We start from the raw sequence: 23656 nt of genomic DNA, 5'->3' as shown, positions 1-23656 counted from the left end.
GAGCGGGTTCATCACCCGCTCTAATGTTTTACGGGTTTTGCGGAAGTCCGCTGATCTCCACCGCCGCCCGGTCTATGGCAAAAACGTACCGTGGACTTTGTGGTTCCAGCGTGTAAGTCTGGCCATTGATCTCCCTGGTCAGCACTTGTGACCGCCCCGCTTCCTGGTTAAGCCGGCGCAGGTCGGCCCAGCGGAGTGACCTGAACAAAAGCTCTTTCCTTCTCTCTTTTAAAATTTCAGTAAGCAATGTCGCTGCATCCGTCGTCTGGTAAGGCTGGAAGGTTCCTGTCTTCCAGCGTTTAGCCATCAGCGCATTTATTAGACTCAGGGCCTTGGCCTGGTGCCCGTTACGTACGGCTGCTTCAGCACCATTTAAATACACTTCGTCGGTCGCCACGCCACTAAAAATAGAAGCATTATTCAGTCCTGTATAATTGCCTTTAAAGCTTCTGCTTCCATTCGTGTTCGTACGGAAATATACTGTTTGCCTTAGGTCGTTTGATTGATAGGACGCATATAGTAAAGTATCGATCTTTGCCCTTGATGTCGCGAGCGCAGCCGGAGGTGAACTCCGGGCATCGTACAAAATTTCTTCGTTGAACTGGGCGATGGGGACCGTAGCGTTCGCATTTAGGTTATTGTAATCAAGCAGGGTGCCGGAGATACTAAGGCAGGAATCAGCGTATTTTTCTGCTTGTTCAAAGTTTTGCATGGTCAGGAACACGCGCGACAATAACCCGAAGGCGGCAGCCCGGTTTGGCCGGAAACGGAGGGCAAGGCTGGACGGTAAAGCTTTTGCAGCAGCTTGGAGATCGTCCAAGATAGCCTGATAGGTTTCATTGACCGTAGCGCGCGTAGGGCGCTCATTGATATTTGCGGTCAGCCGCAGGGCAATGCCCAACGCAGAATCGTTATTGTTATAGGGAGCGGCGAAAAGCTGGGCCAAAGCATAATGACACGAAGCTCTGACAAATCTGGCTTCGGCACGGTATTGTGCTTTTTGGGTTTCGTCCCCGCTGATCTTTTCCAGCGTTTCGAGGATAATGTTCGCATATTCGATCGTGGTGTACAATGCCGAGTAATCACCGCCTATATCATCGAATTTTTGCCGCAGATAAAAATTGCGTTGCCGGTCATTTAAGGCGTTAAAATCCGCGGTAAGAAGATAGAAGTTATCCGCACTTACTTCAGAGGCCGAGGGGTAGCGTGCATTCATAAAATTATAATTATTGAGTATGCCTTCAATATCGCTCATCGTGGAAGGCGTAGCGATGGACAGGTCGGGCTTTTCCTCCAGGTATTTTTTGCAGGAAATAATAGAAAATAGCAGCACGATACCGGTACATACCATCGCTGCGTGGATCGTTGATTTAGTTATGGTTTTCATATCATTATTGTAAGGTTGCTTTAATGCCAATGGAATAGGTCGCAGGCGGTTTGACGCCATAGCCGATCAATGGATCGATACCGCGGTCGTTTTTCTTCCACAAGATCAGATTGAGTTGGTTCGCGTAGAAGAACACCTCTGCATTTTTAATTCCTCCGATATGGCGCAAAGCGGGTAATTTCCAGCCTGCATACATGTCATTCAGTCGTATATGATCCGCCGGCGCTACGTTGATCTCAGATTTCTGGTAGAACTTGTCCCGTCTTGCGTTAGTAGGATAAGTGAGCGAGGGTACATTTGTCCTTGTTTCATCTCCCGGCTCCATCCAGCGCTGATCGAAGTCGGTATAACCGGGACGTCCCGCGACAAGATCGGTGTAATTGGTGGTCGGCACACGGAAGTAATAATGAAACTGGTAAAGGATGTTGGCAGAAAGCGTAAATCCTCTCCAGGTAAATACGTTCCTGAGTGTCCCGAAAAATGGCGGCAATGCCGAACCGCTTCTTACCTGCTGCTCGATCGGCGTAGTCGATATCGCATTGTAGTCGTTCGAGGGTTGGCCGTTCACATATCCCAAGGGATCGCCTGTTTTAGGATCAAGTCCTGCCCAGCGGTAGCTGATGATCTCATAGGGGTTCATATCCAATACCGGGAACAGGAAGGTGCCGTCCAGGGTCAGACCGTTTGTCGTCGGTGGATTAAGGTTTTTGGTAACCTTGTATTGAACGTAGTTAAAGAGCAGCATACTGTTCCAGCGGAACGGCCCTGTCAGATTCATTGTGTTCAGGACCAGGTCGAGGCCGTGCCCGGCAATGCTGGCTGAATTCCGGTCGGCGATACCGAATCCGACGGTCGGGTCAAGGGATACGCTGTTGATCAGGTCGGTAGAACGCTTGGTATAGTAGTCTATCGAGCCGCTCAATCGCCCGTTGAGCATACTGAAGTCAGTGCCGATATTCAGTGTTTTCACCTGTTCCCAGCGCAGGTCCGGGTTAGGCGGCGCGTTGATGCCGACAAATGAATAAGGCACGACATTTTGCCCGGCGCTGTAATATTGGATGCGGGTCAAGGCCGATTGTGTCGGGTCAAGGTTGCCGCTCACGCCATAAGATGCCCTAAGGGAAAGCTGGGAGAGCCAGTCGACCTTAAAAAAGGGCTCTTCGCTGAGCTGCCACTTCATTCCCCCTGACCAGAGCGGGACCCATTTCTGATTGGTCGTGGTACCAAAAATGTTCGAGGCATCCCGCCTGATGCTGCCGCTTAAAGTGTATTTCCGGTTATAGGTATAGGCCGCGTTGGCATAAACGCTGACAAAGCGGTTCGTCAGCCGGTTGATGACGGTCTCATAGGGTACATAGCTGTTCCCATACATCGAATCGAAGGTCGGGTAAGGCCGGGTATGGTCGACCGGCGAACTGACTTGGGTGGCGGGATCAAATCCGTAAACGGTCCGGATATTGAGGTCGTCGACCGCTTCCCTGATCTCTGAGCCGATGATACCGGAAAATTCATTACGGTCGTTCCAGCTTTGGTTGACATTAAGTTGAGCTCTCACGGATTGCGCCCGCGTTTCTACATCCGTTGTCCGTAAGATGCCGCCGGAGGGAATGGCGGAGGTGACCGTATTGCCAATGACCTGCGAATAGCGGTTGATCAGGTCGCGGGTATAGTAAGACTGGGAATTAAAGAACAGGCGATTATTGTTGAAGGCCGACTGGTACTGGTACTTGACATCAGCGGTCAGCCAACTCCTCACTTTATAAGTGCTGCCCAGGTTCACCAGTACATCCGTCCGTTTCTGGGTATTGTCATTGTTGGCCAGTTCCTGCAACGGCCGGTATTTCCAGTCCTGTAATTTTCCATTGCCGGCGGTATCGGTATAGAAGCCGCGGAAAAACAGGTCGACCGCCGCCGGGCTCCCATCGGCATTGACGAGTCGCGTATACGGGTAGAGGTTATTGCTCCCGAAATTGTAAGCGCCGTAACCGCCGGGGCTGTTGGTCTGTCCGGTAGTTCTTGTCAACAAGACATCGGTTTGCAGCTGCCACTTTTTCGTCAGATCAACGGTCGTGTTCGAACGAAGCGTGATCCTGTCGTTGGTATTGCCTTTCAGGTTCGAGGCGTTACGGTCATAACCGGTCGACAGCAGGTATTTGACCTGCTTCCCGGAGCCGCTGAGGTTAAGGGCATATTGCTGTACGACGGCCGGCCGGTAAAGATAGCGATCCATGTCTTCGCGAAGGTCGTGTTGCCGCAGCGCATTGAGCTGTTTTTCTCCCTGCGCACTGCTGATGGCACCGCTTTTTACTTGCTGCAGGATCTCGGCCACGGCGGGAATTCCGGGATGGCTGAAGTCGTCAAATAGGGCATCATAGTTCCCTTTCGCAAATAATTGTCGCTGCAGATCGATAGTGCTGTTGACGGATAGCTGGTTCGCGCTGAACAGGTCGGGTTTGGAGGAGAGCGTCACGTTCCCATTAAAATTAACGGTCAGCGGCTGGCCGTTCCTCGCTTTTTTGGTCGTGATCACGATCACACCGTTGCCGGCCCTGGCGCCCCATATCGAGGTCGCAGCGGCGTCTTTCAGGACGGTGATACTTTCGACGTCATTGGGATTGATATTGGCGATATCCCCCGGGTAAGGAAAGTTGTCCAGGACGACCAGGGGCGCACTCGCCGCACCGGTCAGGGTCGCCACGCCACGTAACTGAATACTGGTCTGGTTGGGCTCCCGGCGGTCGATCAGCAGGCCGCTGGTCAGGCCTTCAATGCGGCTGATGATGTCTGGCGTTACGCGTTGACTGAGAATTTTGTTGTCGAGCTTATAAAAGGAGCCGGTGGCCCGTTCTTTCGGAAGTTCCTGGTAGCCGGAACTGACCACGACCTCTTTCAGGTCATTGACCGATAGTTCCAGGGTCAGGCGCAGGGGTATCTTCGTTTTGGCGTCCACCTTCACGACGAGCGGCCGGTAACCGATGTGGGTGATCTTTAAGCTGTCGGCCGGCTCATAGAACAGGATGCCGAATTCACCGGTGCTGTCTGTGCTGGCAGAGGTGCCATGTTGAAGGAATCTGACGCTGGCTCCTTCCAGTGGCTTGCCGTCATCGGAATAAACGCGTCCGTAGATCTTATAATAAGATTGAGCAGCTGCTGGCAGCGTGATGGACAGGGCCAGCAGGATATATAAAAAATGTCTGTAAAGTGTTTTCATGAGGTTAGTCGGTTTTAATCGGGAGATTGAACGGGTCGCCTCTGAGTGCTTTTTCGATATTCGCTGCGGTCAGCGCTTCACCATCCGTGATGCCGATGATTTTTCCTTGCTTGTTCAGCCATACGCAGTGCGGGTAAGAGGTGTAGCGGAAAAGGTTGGTGATGTAGTCGCCGGGATAGACCACCGGGATGTTCAGGCGTTTGCCGTAGTTCTCTTTGTACCGGTCAAGCACGATCTGGACGCCGCGTTTAAAGTCGCCGTCATTGCCGTTGACCAGATAAAGTTGCATGCGGTCTTTGAACTGTTGTTGCAGGGCTTCTTCCTTGGGGAAGTTCTTGATGCAGCTGGAGCACCAGGTGGTCCAGAAGTTCAGGATGACCAGGTCTTTTGCCTGTTTATTCAGGTCAATGGCAGTTGTTTTTGTATTGATGATGTCTTTGATGGCGGTGACCGGGAACTGGTCCCCGACGGTGAGTTTTCCGGAGGTTTTGGTTGGCTGTGCTTGAGCAGCCGGAAAATTCAGGCATAGCAATGCCAGGACGATGTTGATCGTTATTTTTTTCATGAGCGTTTAATGAATGGTTAAGAAAAAGGGAAGAAGAACGGCAACCTGGATTAACTATTAACTGGCGGAGGTTGCCGTTGATCGGTCGCTTAGTCCGGCGGGCACAGGACGTAGAACCATGGGTGTAATCTGAACGGGTTCATGGTCTTCCTCCTTTCTGATCTTCCTGTTGCTGGCAGTAGATGGCGAGCAGAAGATCGGGTAGTTTGTCGAGGAACAGGCTGAGCTGTTCCGGACTAAGGTAGCGCAGCGTCTCTTCGCTGCGGGTACGGCCGTAGTCAAGCCACCTGCGCAGTTCGGCTTGCACTTCCGGCGACGGGATGGTGCTGAAGAGCTTTTCCAGCGCCTGTTCGGCGGAAAGCAGTGAAGCGGAATGAATGGTTTTTAATTTGGCCATACCCTTGTTTAATTGAAGAAGGGTGACGTCTGGTTTGCGGAGCAAAAGGAAGGCGTGGAACCCGTCTTATTGCAACTTGGTACGTAGGAGAACCGACGACAATAAGGGAGCCCACGCCTATAGCGTGAGCATTCCACTTATCATCTCGCCGTCTTGAAATTTCCTACGTTTCAGTTACGAGATTCAAAGCGAATGCTTCTAAATTTCTTGAAGAATCGCTAAAATACGTTATCTAATCATATTTATTAAAAGGCAATTTACAAATTAAATCTGTATGTCAATAGTCCTACAATTAAAATTTGTGATAAGGCGACTTTTCCTTCATGAGTGCAACTCGTGATGAAAATACCTTGACTGCTTTTGGTAAAAACTTACAACGGATCCGAAAGGAGAAGAAAGTTAGCTTGCGAAAATTGGAAATACTGGCAGAGGTAGATCATAGTGAAATTCATAGAATCGAAAAAGGTAAGAGAAACCCTTCATTGACCGTTATGCTAGCATTAGCAAAAGGATTAAATATTGATCCAAAAGATTTATTTAATTTCTAAACAGGGCGTTGCCTTCAGCCCAGGCTTTCCGTTACAAGTCCTCGCTTTGCTGCGGGCTTTTCACTGCAATCCTTAACGCATTTTTAAGACACAATTAATTTTTATCAAAGAGATTAAAATGCTTTGCTTTAAAACTGATAGATAATAAATAGTTAACTATTGTTGACAATGAACTGATCGCTTTGGGGACTAATTGCTATACAATCGTGCTTTTACACTTTGTAACAACTTGCGTTAAGTTGACCAAATAGAACTGTAAATCCATCGCTAGTGAGAAAGCCGGGGAAGAATTTTAGCCAGGTCAAAATACTTCTGTTAGAAGTAAAAAAGCCATTTCTGTTGCTAAGAAAAAGCTTCGCCGGTTTCAAGGTTAGGATAGAAAATTGTTCCGGTGAGCTAATTTTCATGAGCACCGTTTCTTATGTTAAATAATTGACAAATTATATTTAAGAATAGTAGCTTGATCGATCTGATTTACAATGTCTGTTAGGTAAACGATCTTATCTAAAATTTCGTCAATGGACATTTGATGTTCGGTTCCATAGGTGTATAAGGCCGGGAAGAATTTTAAAAATTTGTCATCAACGATCCCGTTACGATGGGCATATAAATGTCGTATCTGTAGGATCTTTTCGATCTCGTCCTGTATGGTATTGGTAATGACATTCAGGTCTTTGATCTGCTTGTTTTCCGCTATAAAGCCCTTCACGCTTCCTTTCTGTAGTTTACCTATCTTCTGCTTCGCCCAAAAAGTAATGAATTCTTGTATATCAGCACAGTTCAATACATCTTCGACCTTAACCATTTGCTCGGATTTCAAGGTATTGGGTTTAGCCAGATAGATCTCAAACATGATATCCGAAAGGTAGGTTTCAAAATTGTCCACCATGGATGAAAACAGTATTCTGGCCAGTACCTTGCCTTCTTTTACCGTTGTAAATACGGTTGGGCTTTCCGGATAAAGAAGCTGCTTCAAGCCATCTACCATCTTTAAAATACTTTGATAGTGTTCGATCAGTTTAAACTTCGAGTCGGTTGTGCCGGCTTTTAATGTTTCGAGATCAGCGTTGATGGCTGAGATCCTGGCATAACCTGCGGATTGAAATATTGGGGCTGGCGGATCGACTAGTTGGAGCCTTCCGTTTGTCCGGACATATACCTTGTTCTCAACAGACACCTGAACCTGCGATTTAGCGACGCTTATGGCGAACAACTTTTTGCCATGCTCCTGTACGTAGCCATAATCCACTATGGGTTTGGGCGACAATAGGTCTATAGCTTTATGGGTCATGGAGGTCGCCCGAAAATCTTCGCTTAAACCAGAGATCTTTAGGCCGCCGATCTCAGATACGCCTAGAATGAGCAGACCACCATTAGTGTTGGCAAATGAACTAATGACTTGAGCAATAGTTTTTGAGGGCGGTAATACCGCTTTATATTCCAATGAATCATTTTCCGGCTGGAGAATGACTGAAGAAACTTGAGTTTGTAGATCCATTTTTAACTCATGCTAATAGGGATGCGGTTGATACCGGTGCTTTTCAATATTCGTCCTAAAGTGAGCATATGAGGGTCGTCATAACCGTTATCTACCCAAAGCTCTGCGGTAGCAGTATCAAGCGTATCTTTTTCCGAGGAGTAGTAAAATATCACTTCTCCGTTATCTGATGGTCTGGTCACTACATCTATTGTTACGCCATTCTTCACGATACCACCGAGGACCGTATTTGCGGTCGCTTCAAGGTCGGTGCAATCGTAGTCAGGGTGTGCCCTCAAAAATGCCTCAATATTTGCTTTGGCTCGTTCGATAAGTCGCTGAGCGTAGGCATAACTATTGGGTGATGGATTTGAGGTATGATAGAATTGCGCCTGAAGCCAAGGATCTCTAAAGGCTTCTTCGAACTTGGCTTGAGAGGTAATGCCAAGACTGGCTAATATCTCCGGTGTAAGGTTTATCTTTTCCGGTGTTTCAACATCGGAGGTAAATTCATTACGTATTTCCTTAAGTCTGGCCAATTGCCTACGAAGGTCGTCGATGTTTTCTATACCGTGTTCCTGCATCAGCTCATCAATTTCAACCGCTTTCTTAATGTTAAGGGATATATCGTCATCTTCGAGAAAAAGAAATCGTTTCTCATGTAAATCTTGGAAATGTTGTGCTGCTTTTTCCCGATGATCATTCATCCAGAGATAAAAACTTTTTAAAGATTCTTTATGCTCTTTACGTTTATCGACGTCCCTTAACATGGGTTTTAAATAAGCTGTTATTTTCTCAGCGACATCTGCAATGTTATAGGTTCGGTTTTCAGGTAATTCCAGATAGATCGCAGTATCCAATAGCTCATCGCGAAAGTCGTAACCCAGGTCCGCTGCAATATCTTTTAGTATCTCGTCGATGTCTCCACCGTCTAAAAACAGATCGTCTTTAATACAGAATGACCCATTTTGATTCGGAAGAATCGGGTCTTTTTCCCGATTTATGTTATTATCAAATCCGTACTTGGTCAAAAAGCTAACTAAGCTATTTAACCAATTCAGTGCAGCTAATTTTGTATCGAATTCAAGACTTTGCCGTAGTTTTTCAACTGTTTTATTTCCAGAGACCTTTGATACAATAAAATAAATTGATTTTTTATCGGACTCTTCCCAAATATTCTCGTCATAATTTTTTATCAATCTCTTTTTTTGAAAGTCTTCCGGATAAACCTGTTTAGAGAAATCGAAAATAGCGGCCCTCCGTTCCGGAATGTTATTATCCGGCAGTAAAGAAGCCAGATAGTCGCAAACAGCAGTGACATTATCACCATTTTCTTTGATAGCAGAATTAATCTCTGTAATAACAGCATCCTGCTTTTTTATGGTGTAGGTTATTCCATCACCCGTGTAAGCGTTTTTATGAACCAAATAAGTTCTTGGGTCTACTGAAACAATTCCACAAGCGTTTTTCACCTCCTCATCTATACCCTTATCAACATATAAAAAGGTTTTATTTTTGAACTCTCCAAGCTGATTAGGTATTACCACATACTTGTCTGTCAATATCTCTTTTATATGAATGGCCTCCGTGTTCAATAAACTATAGTAACTATTCAAAAAATCAATCGCTGCTGCCTCGTTGTCTTGAAGTAAAGCAGCGAGTTCTTCGATATTTCCTGCTGTCTGTATAACTTCAGACAACGTGGAAATAGTAAATTGGAAACAATCGCTCCAAATAACTTCGACCCATTTGTCTACATAATCTTCAGTGGGCACTGAAGATGGGTATAATTTTTTTGCGAGTAACCATATTTGTTTTCTGATCGCGCTTGTGCCTGCGCTTGGAAAGAATACCTGAGATTCGTCGATGTCATTCCATATCGCCATTCTTTCGCCTGAAGGTATGTCTACCATCGGCGTATGAAGAACTGTTGTTCGAATGGGCTTAATAACGTTGGTTTTAAACCAGTTTTGATCTATCCAGTCCCGCTTGCCCGGGGACTTGATCCTGGCTAAATGATAAAGGTCATTCCAATCACTGTTATGACCAGCATAAGTTAAAAATGAGTTATACAGATCAACGGCCTTTTGGACAAGTGAACAGTTGAGCCGGGCGAATTCATTATCATCGTCATCGATCAAACTTATGCCATCTCTTGGTTCAGTAGGTTCGAAAAGTGTACTGTTGACGATGAAAGGCATATTCAAATCCTCTGTGCCTACCATCGGAAAATCTAAGTGTATTCTGGGTATTTCATTAGAAAGGGCTTGAATATAGTAATTAAGACCATCATGGTATATTGGAATAATTATCTGCACGTGTTCCTCGCCAAGCGCTAAAAAGAACTGTTTGGATCTCTTGTGATTGACCATTAGATTATAAATGACAGCCTGATTTTCTCCGATAATGAAGGTTTTATATTTGTCTATTTGATATAACGTTTCACCGATTAGTTCCTGGTCGATGGTTAGGGTGTTTACATCAGGCACGTTGATCAAAGTATAGGCAATACCTTTTTGAACTTCTTCGACCGCGATATGTGCAAGAACCCTCGTTTGATCTGTTAGTGGATAAGTGAAGGAGGTTTGTAAAACCGCGTCAACTCTGCTAACTCCTTCGGAATCGACTATTGCTTTTTCTGCCATACCAAAGGCCAGATTCATCCCTTCGACGATCTTAGCTTCGGTTTTTCCAGTTCTATCGAGCCAGAAACTGCAAGGGTGAAATAGTTTGGTATCTTCGTGTTCATAATTACTTACCACCCTGACTTTTTCTGATAACAAATGGGTCGTCATAAAACCAGTTCCGAAACGTCCGGTCGTTTTATAAGCCTGTCCTAATTGTTCGGTATTCCGCTCTTTGTCGCCGGAGGAATATTTCCTGACCAGTCCGCGGATATGACCGCTGGTAAAGTATCCTTTATTGTGTGAAAAAATAAATTCAGTTTCACTTAAACCAATATGAACGTCTACTTTTTCATCGTTTTCGTTGCAAAGGGCGACATTGTCTTTCGCATTTTGTATCAGTTCCCAAACGAGCCGACGGGCTGTGAAGCCTACATTGATCTTTTGCCGGATATTCATCAATTTTTCCAGGATGGATTTCGAAGTAATTCTATTTAATTCTTCGTGTTCGGATTTGGCAAACATGCCGGCCTTGGACATAAGTAATGGTTTAAATGTTTAGGGTCAGGCTAATTTATGAGTTTTTGTAGATATTATTTTATATTTATGAGATCCCCAATGGATGAGTTATCTTGGGATAATTGAAAATTTTAATATTATCCGTAGCTTTAATAATTATTCATAACCCTAAATAATTTATCAACAATGATATCCAACGCGCCGACCCAATTATTAGGATACGCGGTACAATTCCCCCGGGCGCTGCTGCACCTGTTGCGGGGAGGTCCCGGTGATGCGGTCAGCGTGGAAGTCATAGGCGATGTGGCCACTCATCATGCGGACGGTTCAGCTTCGTCAGAAGAAGATAAAACCTCTACTGTGGGTAACCCCCTGACCGACCGATCCACTGACCTCTGGAAGACCTTTTATAATTGGTTAAAGGCTATCGATGAAGGCTCTATCGTTTTAGATAAGACCAGGTTTTACCTCTATACCAATCAAAGCGGGCGCGAGGCCATCGTTCACGTTTTTGACAAAGCGGCAACGACCGGCGAAGCTAAAGCAGCATTAGCCACCGCAAGAACGACATTTGCCGATATTAGCGAAAGCCACGAAATCTGGCCGTATTTGAATTTTGTGCTTTCTTATGACCCGGGTAAACTCGCCGAGTTGTTGACCCGTTTTGAATTGCAGGTCAACGACGGGCTTGGTTTTAACGAAATCCAGGACGAACTCGAACGCTTGCTAATCGGTAAGCACCAGCGCAAATTCGTGACCAACTTGCTGAGCGGCTGGCTGCAGGAAGAAATCATGAGCAAGATCGCACTGAAACAACCAGCGCTGATCCCCTGGGAAGACTATCAGAAGCAGTTTGCCGTTTATTTTGACCGCGCAAGAAAACTCGAACTCGTAGATTTTGCGTTGGAAAATCCGCCAACCGACGACCTTATACGGGATCAGGTCAAGATCCAGCCGCGCTATTTACAGCAGCTCAGCCATATTCGCGCTGACGAAGACGAGATCGTGGAAGCCGTAACAGACTTTCTCCGGGCCAAGACCAACCGCGATAAATGGATTGAAAACGAGATCATCAACGAAGATATCGCCATTGACTTTGAAGAAAAACTTACCGGTTTCTGGAACACCCAGCAAAAGATGATTGCGCTGACAGAAAGAACACGCGAGGAACATGAGCGCGGGCAGCTGCTTTTTTTAAACTGCAAGATCCGGCAGGAAATGATCCGCGATATGTCACCGCCAAACGGGACCATAGCCGGCACTTATCACGCCCTTGTTGAAGGTAAATCATTAGGCTGGCATCCCCGCTGGGATGCTCTGTAATCATATGGGAGAAGTAGTAGAAGAAGTACGGATATGGAACACGCCGGTCATCGGCGCTTACCTTTTATGGCGTTTCACCAAAGGCTATACCGCCACGCACCCCAGTGGCGACGCCCCTGTCGCGCTGCTCCATTTTGTGGCCGCAGCGATCCTGACCAGCCAGCAATTGTCCGCACCGGTCAGCAATATGAGGGCCGATCTGCCATCTTATGTCCGCAGCTTTGAAGATTCCAAAAGCTCCGACATCCTGCTCAGCATTCACGAACGGATCAAAGCCAGACAAGCCTATACCCTGAAAGCCATTGATATTGCCGTCGCCCAGGGCCTGCTCTTCTGGGATACGGAGACCGCCCAACTTTATCCGAAAAGTGAATTGAAAAAAACCGGTAGGGGAAATGCATTGAAAAGCGTCCACGAACAGCAGGGCAAAAAAGCCGAAATCCTGGGCAACTGGTTCGGGCGGCAGGACCTGGCCGGCATCGCCAATTACTTAAAAATCGTATTCTAATGAATTTTCAACTGCTACAACTGATCATCTGGCCCAAAAACGCGGAATTCCCGCCAAGACCGGTCAACTTTCAACCAGGCATGCTCAATGTCATCACCGGCGCCTCCCGTACCGGCAAATCGGCCATCATCCCTATTATTGACTATTGCCTGGCGTCGGGTGATTGTTCCGTCCCCATCGACACCATCCGGGATTTTGCGTCCTGGTACGGCATCGTTTTCCAGACCGATTACGAGCAGGTCCTCTTAGCCCGACGCGTACCGGTAGGCAACCAGGTCAGCAATGATTTTTACCTGCTGCGTTCGGCCATAATCAGTGTTCCGCTTACTATCCCCGATAAAAACGAGACCAGCGACGGCATCAAGAACTACCTCAACACGATCTCCGGCGTGCCCTATTTCAATCTGGACGGGGAAGAAGACAAAAAAGCGTATACCGCCCGACTCAGTTTTCGCGACCTGGTGGCCCTCGTTTTTCAAAGCCAGGATATTGTCGCTAACCAGAATATCCTGTTCTATAAGACCCATGCCCATGAGCACCGCGAAAAACTCCGCAACTGGTTTCCTTTTATCCTCGGCGCTGAAAACCTGGATACGCTGAAAGCGCGGCAGCGCATCCAGGTCATTGAGAAAAGACTGAACCAGTTGCGCCGGGAATTTGATAAAACCAAAGCGGTATCCTCCGCCTGGAAAGCCAATATGGAAGGGCACCTGCGTGTCGCCAAAGAGTACGGACTGCTGCAGGAAGAAAACCTGCAGAACGCCGATCCGGAAACCTTGCTGAATATGGCCCGGCAGATCCTGCAAGTCATCCCGGAACACTCCTTGACCGAATTCAAGGATATCGATACCGCCAACAAAAACATTGCCGACCTGGAAGCCGAAGAACGTTACTTAAGCGCCCAGATCGGCCTGGTGAAAAAGCGTCTATCCGACGTCAAACGCCTGAGCACAGGCCTGACCGACTATGAAAGTTCCATCCGTAAGCGCGTTGACCGCCTACAGATTTCCAAATGGCTTGAAGACGTCTCTACCGAAACCTCCAGTTGTCCCGCCTGCGGCAGCACGGAACACCCTAATGGGAAAGCTGAACTCCGAAAGATCGCTGCGGTATTTTCGACCATCGAACAACAGTCCAAGACACTTGCCGAAGTTCCCACTTCTTTTTCCCGCGAGGAGCAGCGGCTGAACCAGGAACTGGAAGCCCTGATCGATAACAAAAAAGACTTCCAGCGCCGCTTTGACCTGATCATGCAAACCAATAACGAAGCCCGCGCCGAATTCCAGCGCCGCAAAAACATGTACCTGTTCCTGGGTAATATGCAGGCCTCACTGGCCACTTTTGAAAGCCTGGTCGACGGCGGCGAATTGCAGACCGAGATCGCTTTACTGGAAAAAGAGTACGATGACCTGATGGCTACCATCAATGAACAGACCGTCCGTGCCCGGATAGACGCTGCCACCGCCCGCATTGCGCAAGGCGTCCTCAGCCACCTGAGAACCCTGGACGTGGAAAGCAAGTACCGCGAAGTTGCCCCACGCTTCGATACCAAGGACCTGAACGTTTCTGTACTAAGCAACGATAACCACTGGCATTACCTCGGCCAGGTCGGCAGCGCCTCCAACTGGGTTTCCTTTCACCTGGCGCTGATGTGCGCCTTGCAGGAATATTTCCTCAGCCAGCCATTTTCCTGCGTACCTAGTTTTGTAATCTTTGACCAGCCGAGCCAGGTCTATTTTCCAAAACTCAAGCGCAATCAGATACCCACCGAAAGCGATCTGCAGTTCCCGGACGAAGACGTCGAAGCAGTAAAAGGCATGTTCAGAACCATCGCTGATTCCATCCGTGCCAAGAACGGCAGATGGCAAAGTATTATCCTCGACCACGCCGACGACACGATCTACGGCGATATCGAGGGTGTCCATGAAGTAGAAGTTTGGCGCAACGGCAATAAATTAATTCCGGAAGCCTGGTACAGTTAAATAAGAGACATGGCCTACCAGGAAGATGATATCGATTTTGACCGGCTCGATTGGAAACAATTTGAAGAGCTTTGCTACGACATCCTCGTCCGGTTCCGCTTCCACACTATGGCCTGGCGTCAGGGCGGCGCTGACCATGGCCGCGACATCGAAGCCCGGCGCACCGTGACCGATACCATCACGAGCCCTTATACCGAAAAATGGTTTATCGAATGTAAGCGGCATAGCCAGGGCCTTCCTCTTGACCAGGTGGTCGAAAAGATCAACTGGGCCAGGGTAGAAAAAGCAGAGCATTTCCTGCTCATCGTATCTTCCTACCTAACCACCGCCACCCGCGAGTGGCTGGAAAAAGCCCGGCAAACCGAATCTTTTATGATCCATACTATCGAAGGCAAATTCCTCAAACAGCAACTGCTCCTGTTCCCTGATATCATCGTCAAGTATTTCGCCGATGACCACGTACGCCTCGTCCGGGGCCTGCTCCAGCAATGGGTATCCCATCATATCCTACCGGGTCCCAAAGCCCTGTATGACCTCTACCACCAGCTCGACTTCACCAAACTGAACCATGAAGAACTGGCTTTCCTGTGGCACGCCTATACCCATGCCGAAGAGCCCCTCGAACAATACTACCACGATGAAGACCTGGAACCCATTTCCTCGGATATGATGGTCCCCTTTGATTTCCTGATCCCGCATCTGAAAAAAGCGCAGAACTGGGAATACCCTGTCATGAAAGCATCCGAAGAAGATCGCTTCGGCATGATCAACGGCCTCGGCCAAGCCTGGATGGACCCGGAGGGCAGCGATTTCGCGTATGCCCATATCCAATACGAGCTACCCGACGGAGAACGTGTGCAGGTGTTACTGGTGAAAGAGAATAAGATCCTCGAAGTCAGAATTGCTTCTGGCTACAAATCGGCCTCGTTTTTGTAATGGGATTTCAACGAACCATAGAGCTAGCTTACAACAGGGTACCGGCGAACGTTATGATCCGACCACATCCTTTAAAGTCGCCTATCCTCGCAAAAAAAACACTCCAAGATGAATTTTTCGATGGCGATGCAATAAGTTTAATAAAGGATAACTGAACATTATCGTCGCTTGGAAATCACTAATACGACACTTCGATATGTCAAACCAATCAATCTGTATTTTTAACGAAGATCATGCAATTACCAGCCGAATTCATGGCTTATAGGGTCATTTGGCCGAACTCGCTGCAGTAGTCGGTCTGAAGGAGGTTGAACAGGTCACTTAAGTAAAAATTCTGCATGCAGTTTAACAAGTCTTCTAGATTGGGACAATAACCAGTTGCCCGTCTTATCTGTGTTTACATATCTTTTCAAATCTATTCTTTCAGATCCAAATAGTCACGGGGATAGGTCTGTTGTTGATGCGCTTCGTCCAATCGCTGCAACAGGGCTTTGCGGTCCGGTGTCAACTCGGGTACCGGCAGGAACTCACCGGGGGCGACGGGTGTACCGATCGCCTGGAATACCTCTTCCAGGCCGGCCGGCATGACCGTACAGAGTAAGCAGGCGGTTGCTCCTGAGGTATTTTGAAAACAATGGATGGCTCCGCCAAAGGGAATGACCACGAAACCACCCTGCTGTACTACCTGGTGCCCCGCTTCTGTTTTAAAGGTCACTTCACCTGCCAGCACATAAAAGGTTTCTTGCGTCAATGGATGGCTGTGCGGTGGCGGACCGCCGCCCGGCGGTACCAGCATTTCGATAACGGCGTAGGCACCATCGGTGTCCTTGCCGTCTACGATCACCCGGTAATTACCACCTACCACGCCTAAGCGCCGGCCGTCGTTCTTATCCAGTATACGAACAGTGTTTTCCATATTATTCTAATCTAATTGATTGCCGCTGTACATACCGCTTTTGTAAATGGGCGCCTGCTCATCGGTCAAGAACAGGACCAGTTCCGCACCGGTAGTTGTCTGTATTTCCAGGGAATTCATCCCGGAAGATCAGTCCTTCCTGTTTCTGCAACGGCAGGTCATTATTGACGGTTAGGCCGCCCTGATAAATATACAAAAGTCCGGTCAGACCGGTTGCGGGAAACTCCGGCAAACTGGCGGAAGTTCCTGCAGCCAGCCGGTTGTCATAGATCCATGTCCGGCTGCTGAACTGCAATGTGGTATCCGCAGCAGGTGAAGCCAGCAACCGCCATGCGTTATCACTGTATAGTTCAGGCAGGTCATGAAAGATGACTTTCGGCCGCAGGTCTTTTTCGCCCGGCCGGATAAAGATCTGCAAACCCTCATGCGGTTCGATTACTCCGTCGATATCCTCTTCGTGCTGGAAAAACTGCCCCGCTTTCATCAGCATCAGGCGCCCGCCGCTCAGGATCTCCTGATGGCCTTCGCTGTCGCGGTGCTTCACCGTTCCGGAGCGGAAATAAGAAAGGATCTCATCGTTGACGTGGGGATGCATGGCGATATGGTGCCGGCCCCTGAAGGTTGCATGATCGATACGGCCAATGCTGCCCAGTCCGGTATCACCTTCATTTAAAACCAAACCCGGATAAAGTACCCTGATCGGGCCATTGCCACGGAAAGTATCGCTGTTTATTTTCTTTAACATGATCATCGATTTAGAGCCGCGCCGGTATACCGGCGCGGCCGTGAAAAATTATTTGAATAACATGGAATAGATCTCTTCAATAACGATCGGTTTGGCGATCTCACCTTCCGGTGAGGCCCAGCTGCCGATCAGTTCCGAAACGAACTGGCTGATGGTCGTGGTACGAACGCCTTGCGCTTCCCAGGTCTTTTGGGCCACATCCTCAGCGATCTGTGTGGGTGAACCGCCACCGTCGATGACCACCTGAACGTCAAATCCTTCTTCCTGCATGTCGATAGCCGGCCAAACGATACAAACGTCATTGGTCAGGCCGGCCATCACGATGTTCTTACGGCCGTCAGCCACTTTCAAGACTGCTGCTTTGAATTCCGCGTCATCCCAGGCATTGGTGATACCCTGGCGTTTTATGCGCGCTGCATATTCCTGCGGCAATATTTGCTGCAGGTCGGTGATCAGCGGGCCCTGCTGCATTTCTTCCTGGCTGGTGGTGAGCACCACCGGAATGTTCAAGCCTTTTGCTAAGCGTGCCAGCGCACGGGCGCGTGAGATGATCACATCGTGCGGGCGGTTAGCTGAAAAATTTATGGTGCCTTGTTGGTGGTCGATCAGTAATATAACTGTGTCTTCGATCTTGAACTTTTTCATGTGCTTTGTATTTTTTAATGTTTACAAAGCAAAAGTACCGGGCGAAAGAGACCCCGGACGATGACCTTTGTCACGAACGCCTGTTGACAAAGGTCACAGTGAAGTGACCGTTAGCGTAGTGAACGTGACCGGGCCCGGCTCAGCGTTTCGCGTGCGATGCCCAGGTAAGAAGCGATCTGGTGTGCGGGAAAGCGCTGAACGATCTCAGGATAGAGTTGCTCAAAATGCTCATAGCGTTTGATGGCGGGCAAACTGATGGTATCGTCCAGCCGTTTTTGCGAGGCGATGTGGTTGTTCTCGCTCATCTGCCAGAACATGCCTTTGATCGCCGGTATCTCCAGCAGCTCATCCAGTCGTTCACGCGGCATCAGCAAGAGCTCGGTATCTTCCCAGGCCTCTATAAAATATTTCGATGGCGTACGGTTCATGTAACTGTCGCGGTCCGTGATCCACCAGTTCTCAATGGCCAGTTGCAGGATATGCTCATTGCCTTGCTCATCTACACTGAACTGACGTGTAGCGCCACGAACAATAAAGCCGGTATAAGTACAAACCTTACCTTCCTCCAGGAAATATTGTTTCCTGCGCAGTCGTTTGGGCAGCATGATCCTGCGGATTCTTTCCTTTTCCGCTTCGGACAATAGCTGCTTACCGTAACGTTGTATATAATCAAAAAGCGGGTCTAACATAGTTCAAAAATAATATTTTATAAACATAAGCCGATTAAGCCCGCTTAAGGCTTTTAAGGAAGTATTTCAGCCCAAAACACTGCAGAAATAAAGTGATAAATGTTGGTAATTGCGCATTTTGAAAGATGTTATTGATCGCTGCCACTGTCTTCAATTCTACCTCCACTTGGATTCGGTCCTGTACGCTTTCTTAATTCATAAAAATGCCCCCAATGAGCGTTTAAGTTCTTTGGGGGCCATGCATGGGCAGGGCATTTTAACGGTTAATCAATTGCCAGACGTATAGCCTGCTCGACGGGTGAAAATCCGATTTCCTGATCCATTATGTTTAGTTCGCTCCGCAGCAACAGCGGTGGTTGTGCCATAAATTTAGGGTTGGTCCCTTTATGTGATTGGGCGGAATGAACCAAAAAAGGGTGACAAAGATAAATTGTACCCGCTTTGCCTGTCGCTAACACTTCATCACGGTTTGGCAAGTCGCTCAGCCTGGCTGCCAGGTCCATAAATGAAAGGCCACGATCTCCTTCCGGATAAAGCAACTTCGCCACATCCAGGTGTGATCGTTTGCATATGACGGTAGGCGCATCGTCGCTGCTTACATCCGAGTATAGAACTAACATGAGTAATGCTCTTCCTTTTGATTTGATATTAGCCCGCCATTCAAAGTAATTTCCCGGATCATCACCCGGGAAACTAACATCGACATGTTTACCGATATCATTAGGTTCTTTGCCCGCTGGGAACCTAACTGGGAATGAACCGACGCTTTTACAGGGGATCCATTTATTTGCGCCTACAAGCTGGTCAAATACGGCGTATAAGGCAGGTGTATTCAGTGACTTAATAAACGGCTCCTGCGTATACATGCCTAAACGGATGACCGGCTCTGTCCAACTTTCGGGGCTGAAACGATCAAAAGGGATATCCTGCCATAAAATAGCTAAGGCAGCATTAGCCAGTTCGGCAGAGAACGCGTTATCTATTCGAACAAAGCCATCGTGAATGAACTGTTCGATCTGTTTTTTACTTAAGAGGTATGACATATAAGTTAATAAAATTGACAGCCTCCACCCGCGCAATACTGCACGAGCAAAAACTTCACGGGTAAACAATAAGATAAAAAGATTGCGTACACGGTTGGTTTACCGTGCATGCTCCAAATTGAGCGGGAAGGGCATTATAACATTACGGTCATTCTCATCACTTCAAAACTACATTAATAAGGTTTAAAAAGTGCATTCGGTCATGATAAATTTCGATTAGGGTCAAACTGAAATACTATCAAATTTTGCATCACTTTTAAGAAAGGTTTCTGATCTTTATATTATGAAAGAAGCAGATAAAAAGAGCGAGGAGAAACAGGCCGTATTTTTGTTCTGGATACATTTAGCCTTGTTGCTGTCCACGTTTGGACTAACGATCAAAGCCTTGGATGACGGCTCGGTCTTAAAAAAAATATGTCTTTCTACCGGCTTGATATTATTTTTAAGCTTAACCGTATTACTGTTTTTAAGAATGAGACGGATTCAGAAATCGCAATAACTTCTGATTAAAGTTGAGACTTCAAAAAGAGGCCGCTTATTAAGACGGCCTCTGTGATTGAACTTAAGCTAGTTAAACTGGTCGAGATATAATCTTTATCCGCCATGAACCGCCTGTAATGATCCATTGACTTGTGCCAGAGATGCGCCTACGAATGGCATTAATCTTGTAAATGATTCTCTAACACCAGATCGCCGATAAACCATGAACGAAATAGAACGCCCGAAAGCCAGTGCCAGCGATCATTTAGCCAATGAACGGACCTTCCTGGCCTGGATCCGCACCAGCATCGCCCTTATGGGGTTCGGCTTTGTGGTCGTCAAATTCTCTTTGTTCGTCAAGCAACTCTCCTTAGCGATGACCGGTCAAATCGCACCGACACCGGTCAAGGGTTTTTCCGGTTTGATCGGCATGTGCCTCGTTGCGATCGGTGCGCTAACCGCCCTGATCGGATACCTGCGTTACCGGCGGATCGAAAAACAACTGCTGAATGCGCAATTTTATCCGCAATCCCGGCTTTTACTCGTGCTCACAGCCGGTGTAGTTATTGGCAGCCTCCTACTGCTTTATTACCTGCTTCCAAACCTATGATCCGCGAAAGATTAACAAAACTGCCATTCAGGATGATGACTTCCAGATCTTAAAAGTGTTTTCATACAAGCCCTCTGCATCACGTATCACCAGCGAAAGATCGTCTTTGCGGACCGGGAACTGCTGATCGACCGTTCGGTAAATCTGCTGGAGCAGGTTGCCCAGCCGGTGCTCGATTTCAAAGCGGGAAATGCAAATGATCACTTGGTTGGCTACGGTACTGACCGTACCTGCATTGGCCAGTTGGTTCTTGATCAGGTAGCCCACAGCCTGGCTCAGATCGGTAATTTGAGGAAAGTCTAATGGGTTCATCTTCGGAGCTTTTAAAAGTAAAAATTAACCCTGCAACGCCGGCAGTAACCCGATATTGCTATACAAAGATACATAATCGGAATACTCCTCCAAGTTGTAAATCGTCATATAACGCTTGTCAGATCGCTTTTTAGCATAACATCCCTGATCGATGTAAAAATACTACGCCCGCCGTACTTTACCCAGATATTTGACCAGCCATGGCTGTCATAACCCAAAAATGTTACAAAAGGGTTTTCCTCTCTGAAACCTGCGAAGGCTTTGCCGGTGTACAACAACTCTAAACCTTCGAGTAACTCTTCTTTGCTCATCATATTGACCAATTTGAATGCGATACAATATTAACGGCAGTGGATGATAAGTGTTTCGCCGGACCTCTGAAATTCCATTCATCGTTTACTACACCGGTTCGTCTTGATGAACACTGCTGAGAAAATACCAAATGTTTGGCGTTCCTTGATCCTGGCTGATTATAACATTATGACAGTAATAGACCTAACAGCAGATTGGGCTGAAAAAAGTCTAATCAATGACAGAGCGCACATGTATCGTGAACTCAACTGGTAAAAATACCTGTGTAGGTACAGCCAACACAAGCCTGGCTATGGTGATGGTTTCTCTAAAAATAAGATTAACGGGTGCCATCATAGATGCCCGTTTTGTTTACTTCAGGTTAACGTTTTGTCGTTCGCCATATTTCGTTACCTTTGCCGGCAATGAAACAAGCTATTTATAATAGTCCGGTTACACCACCCTGAGTTACTTCCTGGTAACATCGCGTAGTTCAAATTTCTTTGGGCTGTTTCACTTGTATCTAATATTTTCTTGAACTGCTTGTTTGCGTAATATACGTCTGTATAGATGTGTCATTTTCTGCGTCCATGCTTCATTTAACTATCTAATTATTCTCTTTATGCCGGGTTTTAAATTGAACTTATTCGACTTTTCTCAAAAAATCAACTACAAAAACGAGGTCCTTGCTGGCCTCACAGTCGCGATGACGATGATGCCGGAATCACTGTCTTTCGCGATACTGGCAGGATTTCCGCCTTTGGTCGGCCTGTACGCTGCCTTCATTATGGGCTTGATCACCTCCATTTTCGGCGGCAGGCCGGACTGATTTCCGGAGGCGCTGGTGCAACTGTTGTTGTATTGATCGCACTGATGAAATCCAACGGCCTCGAATACGTATTTGCGGCAGTAGCACTCGCAGGCATTATTCAAATACTTGTTGGCTTGTTCAAGCTAGGAAAGTTTATCAGATTGGTTCCGCAACCGGTGATGTATGGATTTGTGAACGGCTTAGCCGTTATTATATTTATGGCGCAACTGGAGCAATTTAAAACCATAATTGACGGTCAAGAAGTATGGCTGTCCGGCAGTCCGCTATACATGATGGCAGGCTTGGTAGCGCTTACCATCGGGATCGTTGTGCTTTTTCCGCGCCTGACAAAAGCGGTTCCGCCATCTTTGGTAGCTATCGTCATCGTTTTTCTGATCGTTCTTGGTTTTGGTATCCACACCAAAACGGTCAGGGACATAGCCGCAGTCAGCGGCGGTTTTCCAGCCTTCCATATTCCATCGGTACCATTTACGTTTGATATGTTGAAGATCATATTGCCCTATTCCTTGATCATGGCAGGCGTAGGTTTAACAGAAGGGCTGCTAACACTAAATCTTGTAGACGAAATTACCGGCACACGAGGTAACGGCAACCGCGAAGCGATCGCACAAGGTGGCGCAAACCTGTTAAATGGATTTCTCTTCGGGATGGGCGGTTGCCCTATGATCGCACAAACATTGGTCAACTTGTCCGCAGGAGCTAGAGCTAGATTATCCGGAATTATTGCGGCCTTAACCATCCTGATGATCATTCTGTTTGGTGCACCGATCATTGAACGAGTGCCAATGGCGGCATTGACCGGTGTAATGATCATGGTAGCAGTCGGCACCTTTGAATGGGTAAGTTTTCGCATCATCAATAAAATGCCAAAACAGGATATCTTTGTGGGAATAGTAGTGGCCATTATTACTATTCTGCTGCATAACCTTGCTTTAGCGGTGCTCATAGGTGTTATTATCTCTGCGCTGGTTTTCGCCTGGGAAAGCGCAAAACGTATCCGTGCGAAAAAATACGTGGACGAAACTGGTGTGAAGCATTATGAAATTTATGGCCCTTTATTTTTTGGTTCCGTGACAGCATTTAATGAGAAGTTTGATGTGTTGAATGACCCTGATGAAGTGATCGTTGACTTCAAGGAAAGCCGTGTTGCAGATATGTCTGCGATAGAGGCCCTGAACAAGTTGACTGAGCGGTATCATAAAAATGGCAAAAAACTTCACTTGCGGCACCTAAGCGAGGATTGCCGGATATTGCTTAAAAATGCGGACGGGGTAATCGATGTAAACATCATCGAAGATCCAACGTATCGCGTAGCGACCAATCAGTAATATAGTTGATAAGGTAAATATAAACCGCGGGCAGTTGTTAACCAAGTAACACTGTTCGGGTTTAGTAGGCCTGGAATCCCCTGATTTCAAAAAATACGTTTCCTTTGCGTTCTCTTATAACAAGCCTGGATGCTAGCTATATAGTTGGGCAACTTAGGTTACAGGGTATCATTTCTAAAAACTTATCTGTCCTGTTACTATCGTGAATAAGAAGACATTTTTATAAGCCTGGGTATTTCTTGAATCATATTACTTAGGTTAAAAATCCCTTGCAGCGAGAGCTAAGTG

21 protein-coding genes and 1 pseudogene are annotated in these 23656 nt (G+C 47.2%); 9 read left to right on the top strand and 13 right to left on the bottom strand.

Features of this window, described 5'->3' with window-relative positions:
* Positions 1 to 28: 28 nt before the first annotated feature.
* The 4 genes from EOD41_RS16960 to EOD41_RS16945 all read right to left on the bottom strand — a co-directional run bounded on the left by EOD41_RS16960 (position 29) and on the right by EOD41_RS16945 (position 5560).
* Positions 29 to 1387 carry a RagB/SusD family nutrient uptake outer membrane protein gene (locus EOD41_RS16960; protein WP_164849967.1) on the bottom strand — a complete coding sequence of 453 codons (1359 nt, stop codon included), beginning with the start codon at positions 1385 to 1387 and terminating at the stop codon, positions 29 to 31.
* A gap of 4 nt (positions 1388 to 1391) precedes the next feature.
* Entirely contained in the window at positions 1392 to 4598 is a 3207-nt protein-coding gene (locus tag EOD41_RS16955) for a SusC/RagA family TonB-linked outer membrane protein (RefSeq protein WP_127707114.1), read from the bottom strand.
* A gap of 4 nt (positions 4599 to 4602) precedes the next feature.
* Positions 4603 to 5163 (bottom strand): TlpA family protein disulfide reductase, encoded by a 561-nt coding sequence (locus EOD41_RS16950; RefSeq protein WP_127707112.1) that lies wholly within the window; start codon positions 5161 to 5163, stop codon positions 4603 to 4605.
* 139 nt (positions 5164 to 5302) lie between these two features.
* Entirely contained in the window at positions 5303 to 5560 is a 258-nt protein-coding gene (locus tag EOD41_RS16945; protein WP_127707110.1) for a hypothetical protein, read from the bottom strand.
* Between the two features lie 323 nt (positions 5561 to 5883).
* Here EOD41_RS16945 and EOD41_RS16940 point away from each other — a divergent pair, with 323 nt between their 5' ends.
* On the top strand, positions 5884 to 6108 hold the full coding sequence (locus tag EOD41_RS16940; RefSeq protein WP_127707108.1) for a helix-turn-helix domain-containing protein: 225 nt from the start codon (positions 5884 to 5886) through the stop codon (positions 6106 to 6108).
* A gap of 424 nt (positions 6109 to 6532) precedes the next feature.
* Here EOD41_RS16940 and EOD41_RS16935 read toward each other — a convergent pair whose 3' ends face one another.
* Complete coding sequence (locus EOD41_RS16935) at positions 6533 to 7606, bottom strand: AlbA family DNA-binding domain-containing protein (protein ID WP_127707106.1); 1074 nt, start codon at positions 7604 to 7606, stop codon at positions 6533 to 6535.
* Positions 7607 to 7608: 2 nt separating this feature from the next.
* Positions 7609 to 10749, bottom strand: coding sequence for a sacsin N-terminal ATP-binding-like domain-containing protein (locus EOD41_RS16930; protein ID WP_127707104.1), 3141 nt, complete (start codon positions 10747 to 10749; stop codon positions 7609 to 7611).
* Between the two features lie 165 nt (positions 10750 to 10914).
* Between EOD41_RS16930 and EOD41_RS16925 the strand changes: the two genes are divergently transcribed.
* From EOD41_RS16925 to EOD41_RS16910, 4 genes are read left to right on the top strand one after another with little or no spacing between them, the layout of a single operon-like run.
* A complete protein-coding gene (locus EOD41_RS16925) occupies positions 10915 to 12051 on the top strand; it encodes an ABC-three component system protein (RefSeq protein WP_127707102.1) in 1137 nt (378 codons plus the stop codon).
* A 4-nt stretch (positions 12052 to 12055) separates the two neighbouring features.
* Positions 12056 to 12559, top strand: a complete 504-nt coding sequence (locus EOD41_RS16920; RefSeq protein WP_127707100.1) for a three component ABC system middle component — start codon at positions 12056 to 12058, stop codon at positions 12557 to 12559.
* Positions 12559 to 14541, top strand: coding sequence for a DUF3732 domain-containing protein (locus EOD41_RS16915; protein ID WP_127707098.1), 1983 nt, complete (start codon positions 12559 to 12561; stop codon positions 14539 to 14541). Before EOD41_RS16920 ends, EOD41_RS16915 begins: the two co-directional genes overlap by 1 nt.
* Positions 14542 to 14550: 9 nt before the next feature.
* Positions 14551 to 15477: a restriction endonuclease gene (locus EOD41_RS16910; RefSeq protein WP_127707096.1), complete on the top strand. Its 927-nt coding sequence runs from the start codon at positions 14551 to 14553 to the stop codon at positions 15475 to 15477.
* Between the two features lie 415 nt (positions 15478 to 15892).
* On the opposite strand, the gene EOD41_RS16905 is transcribed toward EOD41_RS16910, so the two are convergent.
* The 5 genes from EOD41_RS16905 to EOD41_RS16885 form a co-directional block, all read right to left on the bottom strand.
* Complete coding sequence (locus EOD41_RS16905) at positions 15893 to 16393, bottom strand: cupin domain-containing protein (protein ID WP_127707094.1); 501 nt, start codon at positions 16391 to 16393, stop codon at positions 15893 to 15895.
* A 58-nt stretch (positions 16394 to 16451) separates the two neighbouring features.
* The gene (locus tag EOD41_RS16900) at positions 16452 to 17138 is read right to left on the bottom strand and encodes a pirin family protein (RefSeq protein WP_205780581.1); all 687 of its coding nucleotides are present in this window, start codon (positions 17136 to 17138) and stop codon (positions 16452 to 16454) included.
* 48 nt (positions 17139 to 17186) lie between these two features.
* Positions 17187 to 17783 (bottom strand): isochorismatase family protein, encoded by a 597-nt coding sequence (locus EOD41_RS16895; RefSeq protein ID WP_127707092.1) that lies wholly within the window; start codon positions 17781 to 17783, stop codon positions 17187 to 17189.
* 110 nt (positions 17784 to 17893) lie between these two features.
* Positions 17894 to 18472: a Crp/Fnr family transcriptional regulator gene (locus tag EOD41_RS16890; RefSeq protein WP_127707090.1), complete on the bottom strand. Its 579-nt coding sequence runs from the start codon at positions 18470 to 18472 to the stop codon at positions 17894 to 17896.
* Positions 18473 to 18735: 263 nt separating this feature from the next.
* Complete coding sequence (locus EOD41_RS16885) at positions 18736 to 19515, bottom strand: phytanoyl-CoA dioxygenase family protein (protein WP_127707088.1); 780 nt, start codon at positions 19513 to 19515, stop codon at positions 18736 to 18738.
* 283 nt (positions 19516 to 19798) lie between these two features.
* On the opposite strand from EOD41_RS16885, the gene EOD41_RS16880 reads away from it, so the two are divergent.
* Positions 19799 to 20014: a hypothetical protein gene (locus EOD41_RS16880; RefSeq protein ID WP_127707086.1), complete on the top strand. Its 216-nt coding sequence runs from the start codon at positions 19799 to 19801 to the stop codon at positions 20012 to 20014.
* 204 nt (positions 20015 to 20218) lie between these two features.
* Positions 20219 to 20605 carry a YidH family protein gene (locus EOD41_RS16875; protein WP_127707084.1) on the top strand — a complete coding sequence of 129 codons (387 nt, stop codon included), beginning with the start codon at positions 20219 to 20221 and terminating at the stop codon, positions 20603 to 20605.
* Positions 20606 to 20632: 27 nt separating this feature from the next.
* On the opposite strand, the gene EOD41_RS16870 is transcribed toward EOD41_RS16875, so the two are convergent.
* Together EOD41_RS16870 and EOD41_RS16865 are read right to left on the bottom strand one after the other, a co-directional pair.
* Positions 20633 to 20917, bottom strand: a complete 285-nt coding sequence (locus tag EOD41_RS16870) for a hypothetical protein (protein WP_127707082.1) — start codon at positions 20915 to 20917, stop codon at positions 20633 to 20635.
* Between the two features lie 104 nt (positions 20918 to 21021).
* A complete protein-coding gene (locus EOD41_RS16865) occupies positions 21022 to 21231 on the bottom strand; it encodes a hypothetical protein (RefSeq protein WP_127707081.1) in 210 nt (69 codons plus the stop codon).
* Positions 21232 to 21446: 215 nt separating this feature from the next.
* Here EOD41_RS16865 and EOD41_RS16860 point away from each other — a divergent pair, with 215 nt between their 5' ends.
* Complete coding sequence (locus EOD41_RS16860; RefSeq protein ID WP_127707079.1) at positions 21447 to 21653, top strand: hypothetical protein; 207 nt, start codon at positions 21447 to 21449, stop codon at positions 21651 to 21653.
* Positions 21654 to 21830: 177 nt separating this feature from the next.
* Positions 21831 to 23368 (top strand): annotated as a pseudogene (locus EOD41_RS16855) (SulP family inorganic anion transporter).
* The last annotated feature ends 288 nt before the right edge of the window (positions 23369 to 23656 follow it).

Source organism: Mucilaginibacter limnophilus (assembly GCF_004005815.1).
Taxonomy (GTDB): Bacteria; Bacteroidota; Bacteroidia; order Sphingobacteriales; family Sphingobacteriaceae; genus Mucilaginibacter; species Mucilaginibacter limnophilus.
The sequence above is the reverse complement of the archived record's forward strand: the minus strand, read 5'-3'. Positions and strand labels throughout refer to the sequence as shown.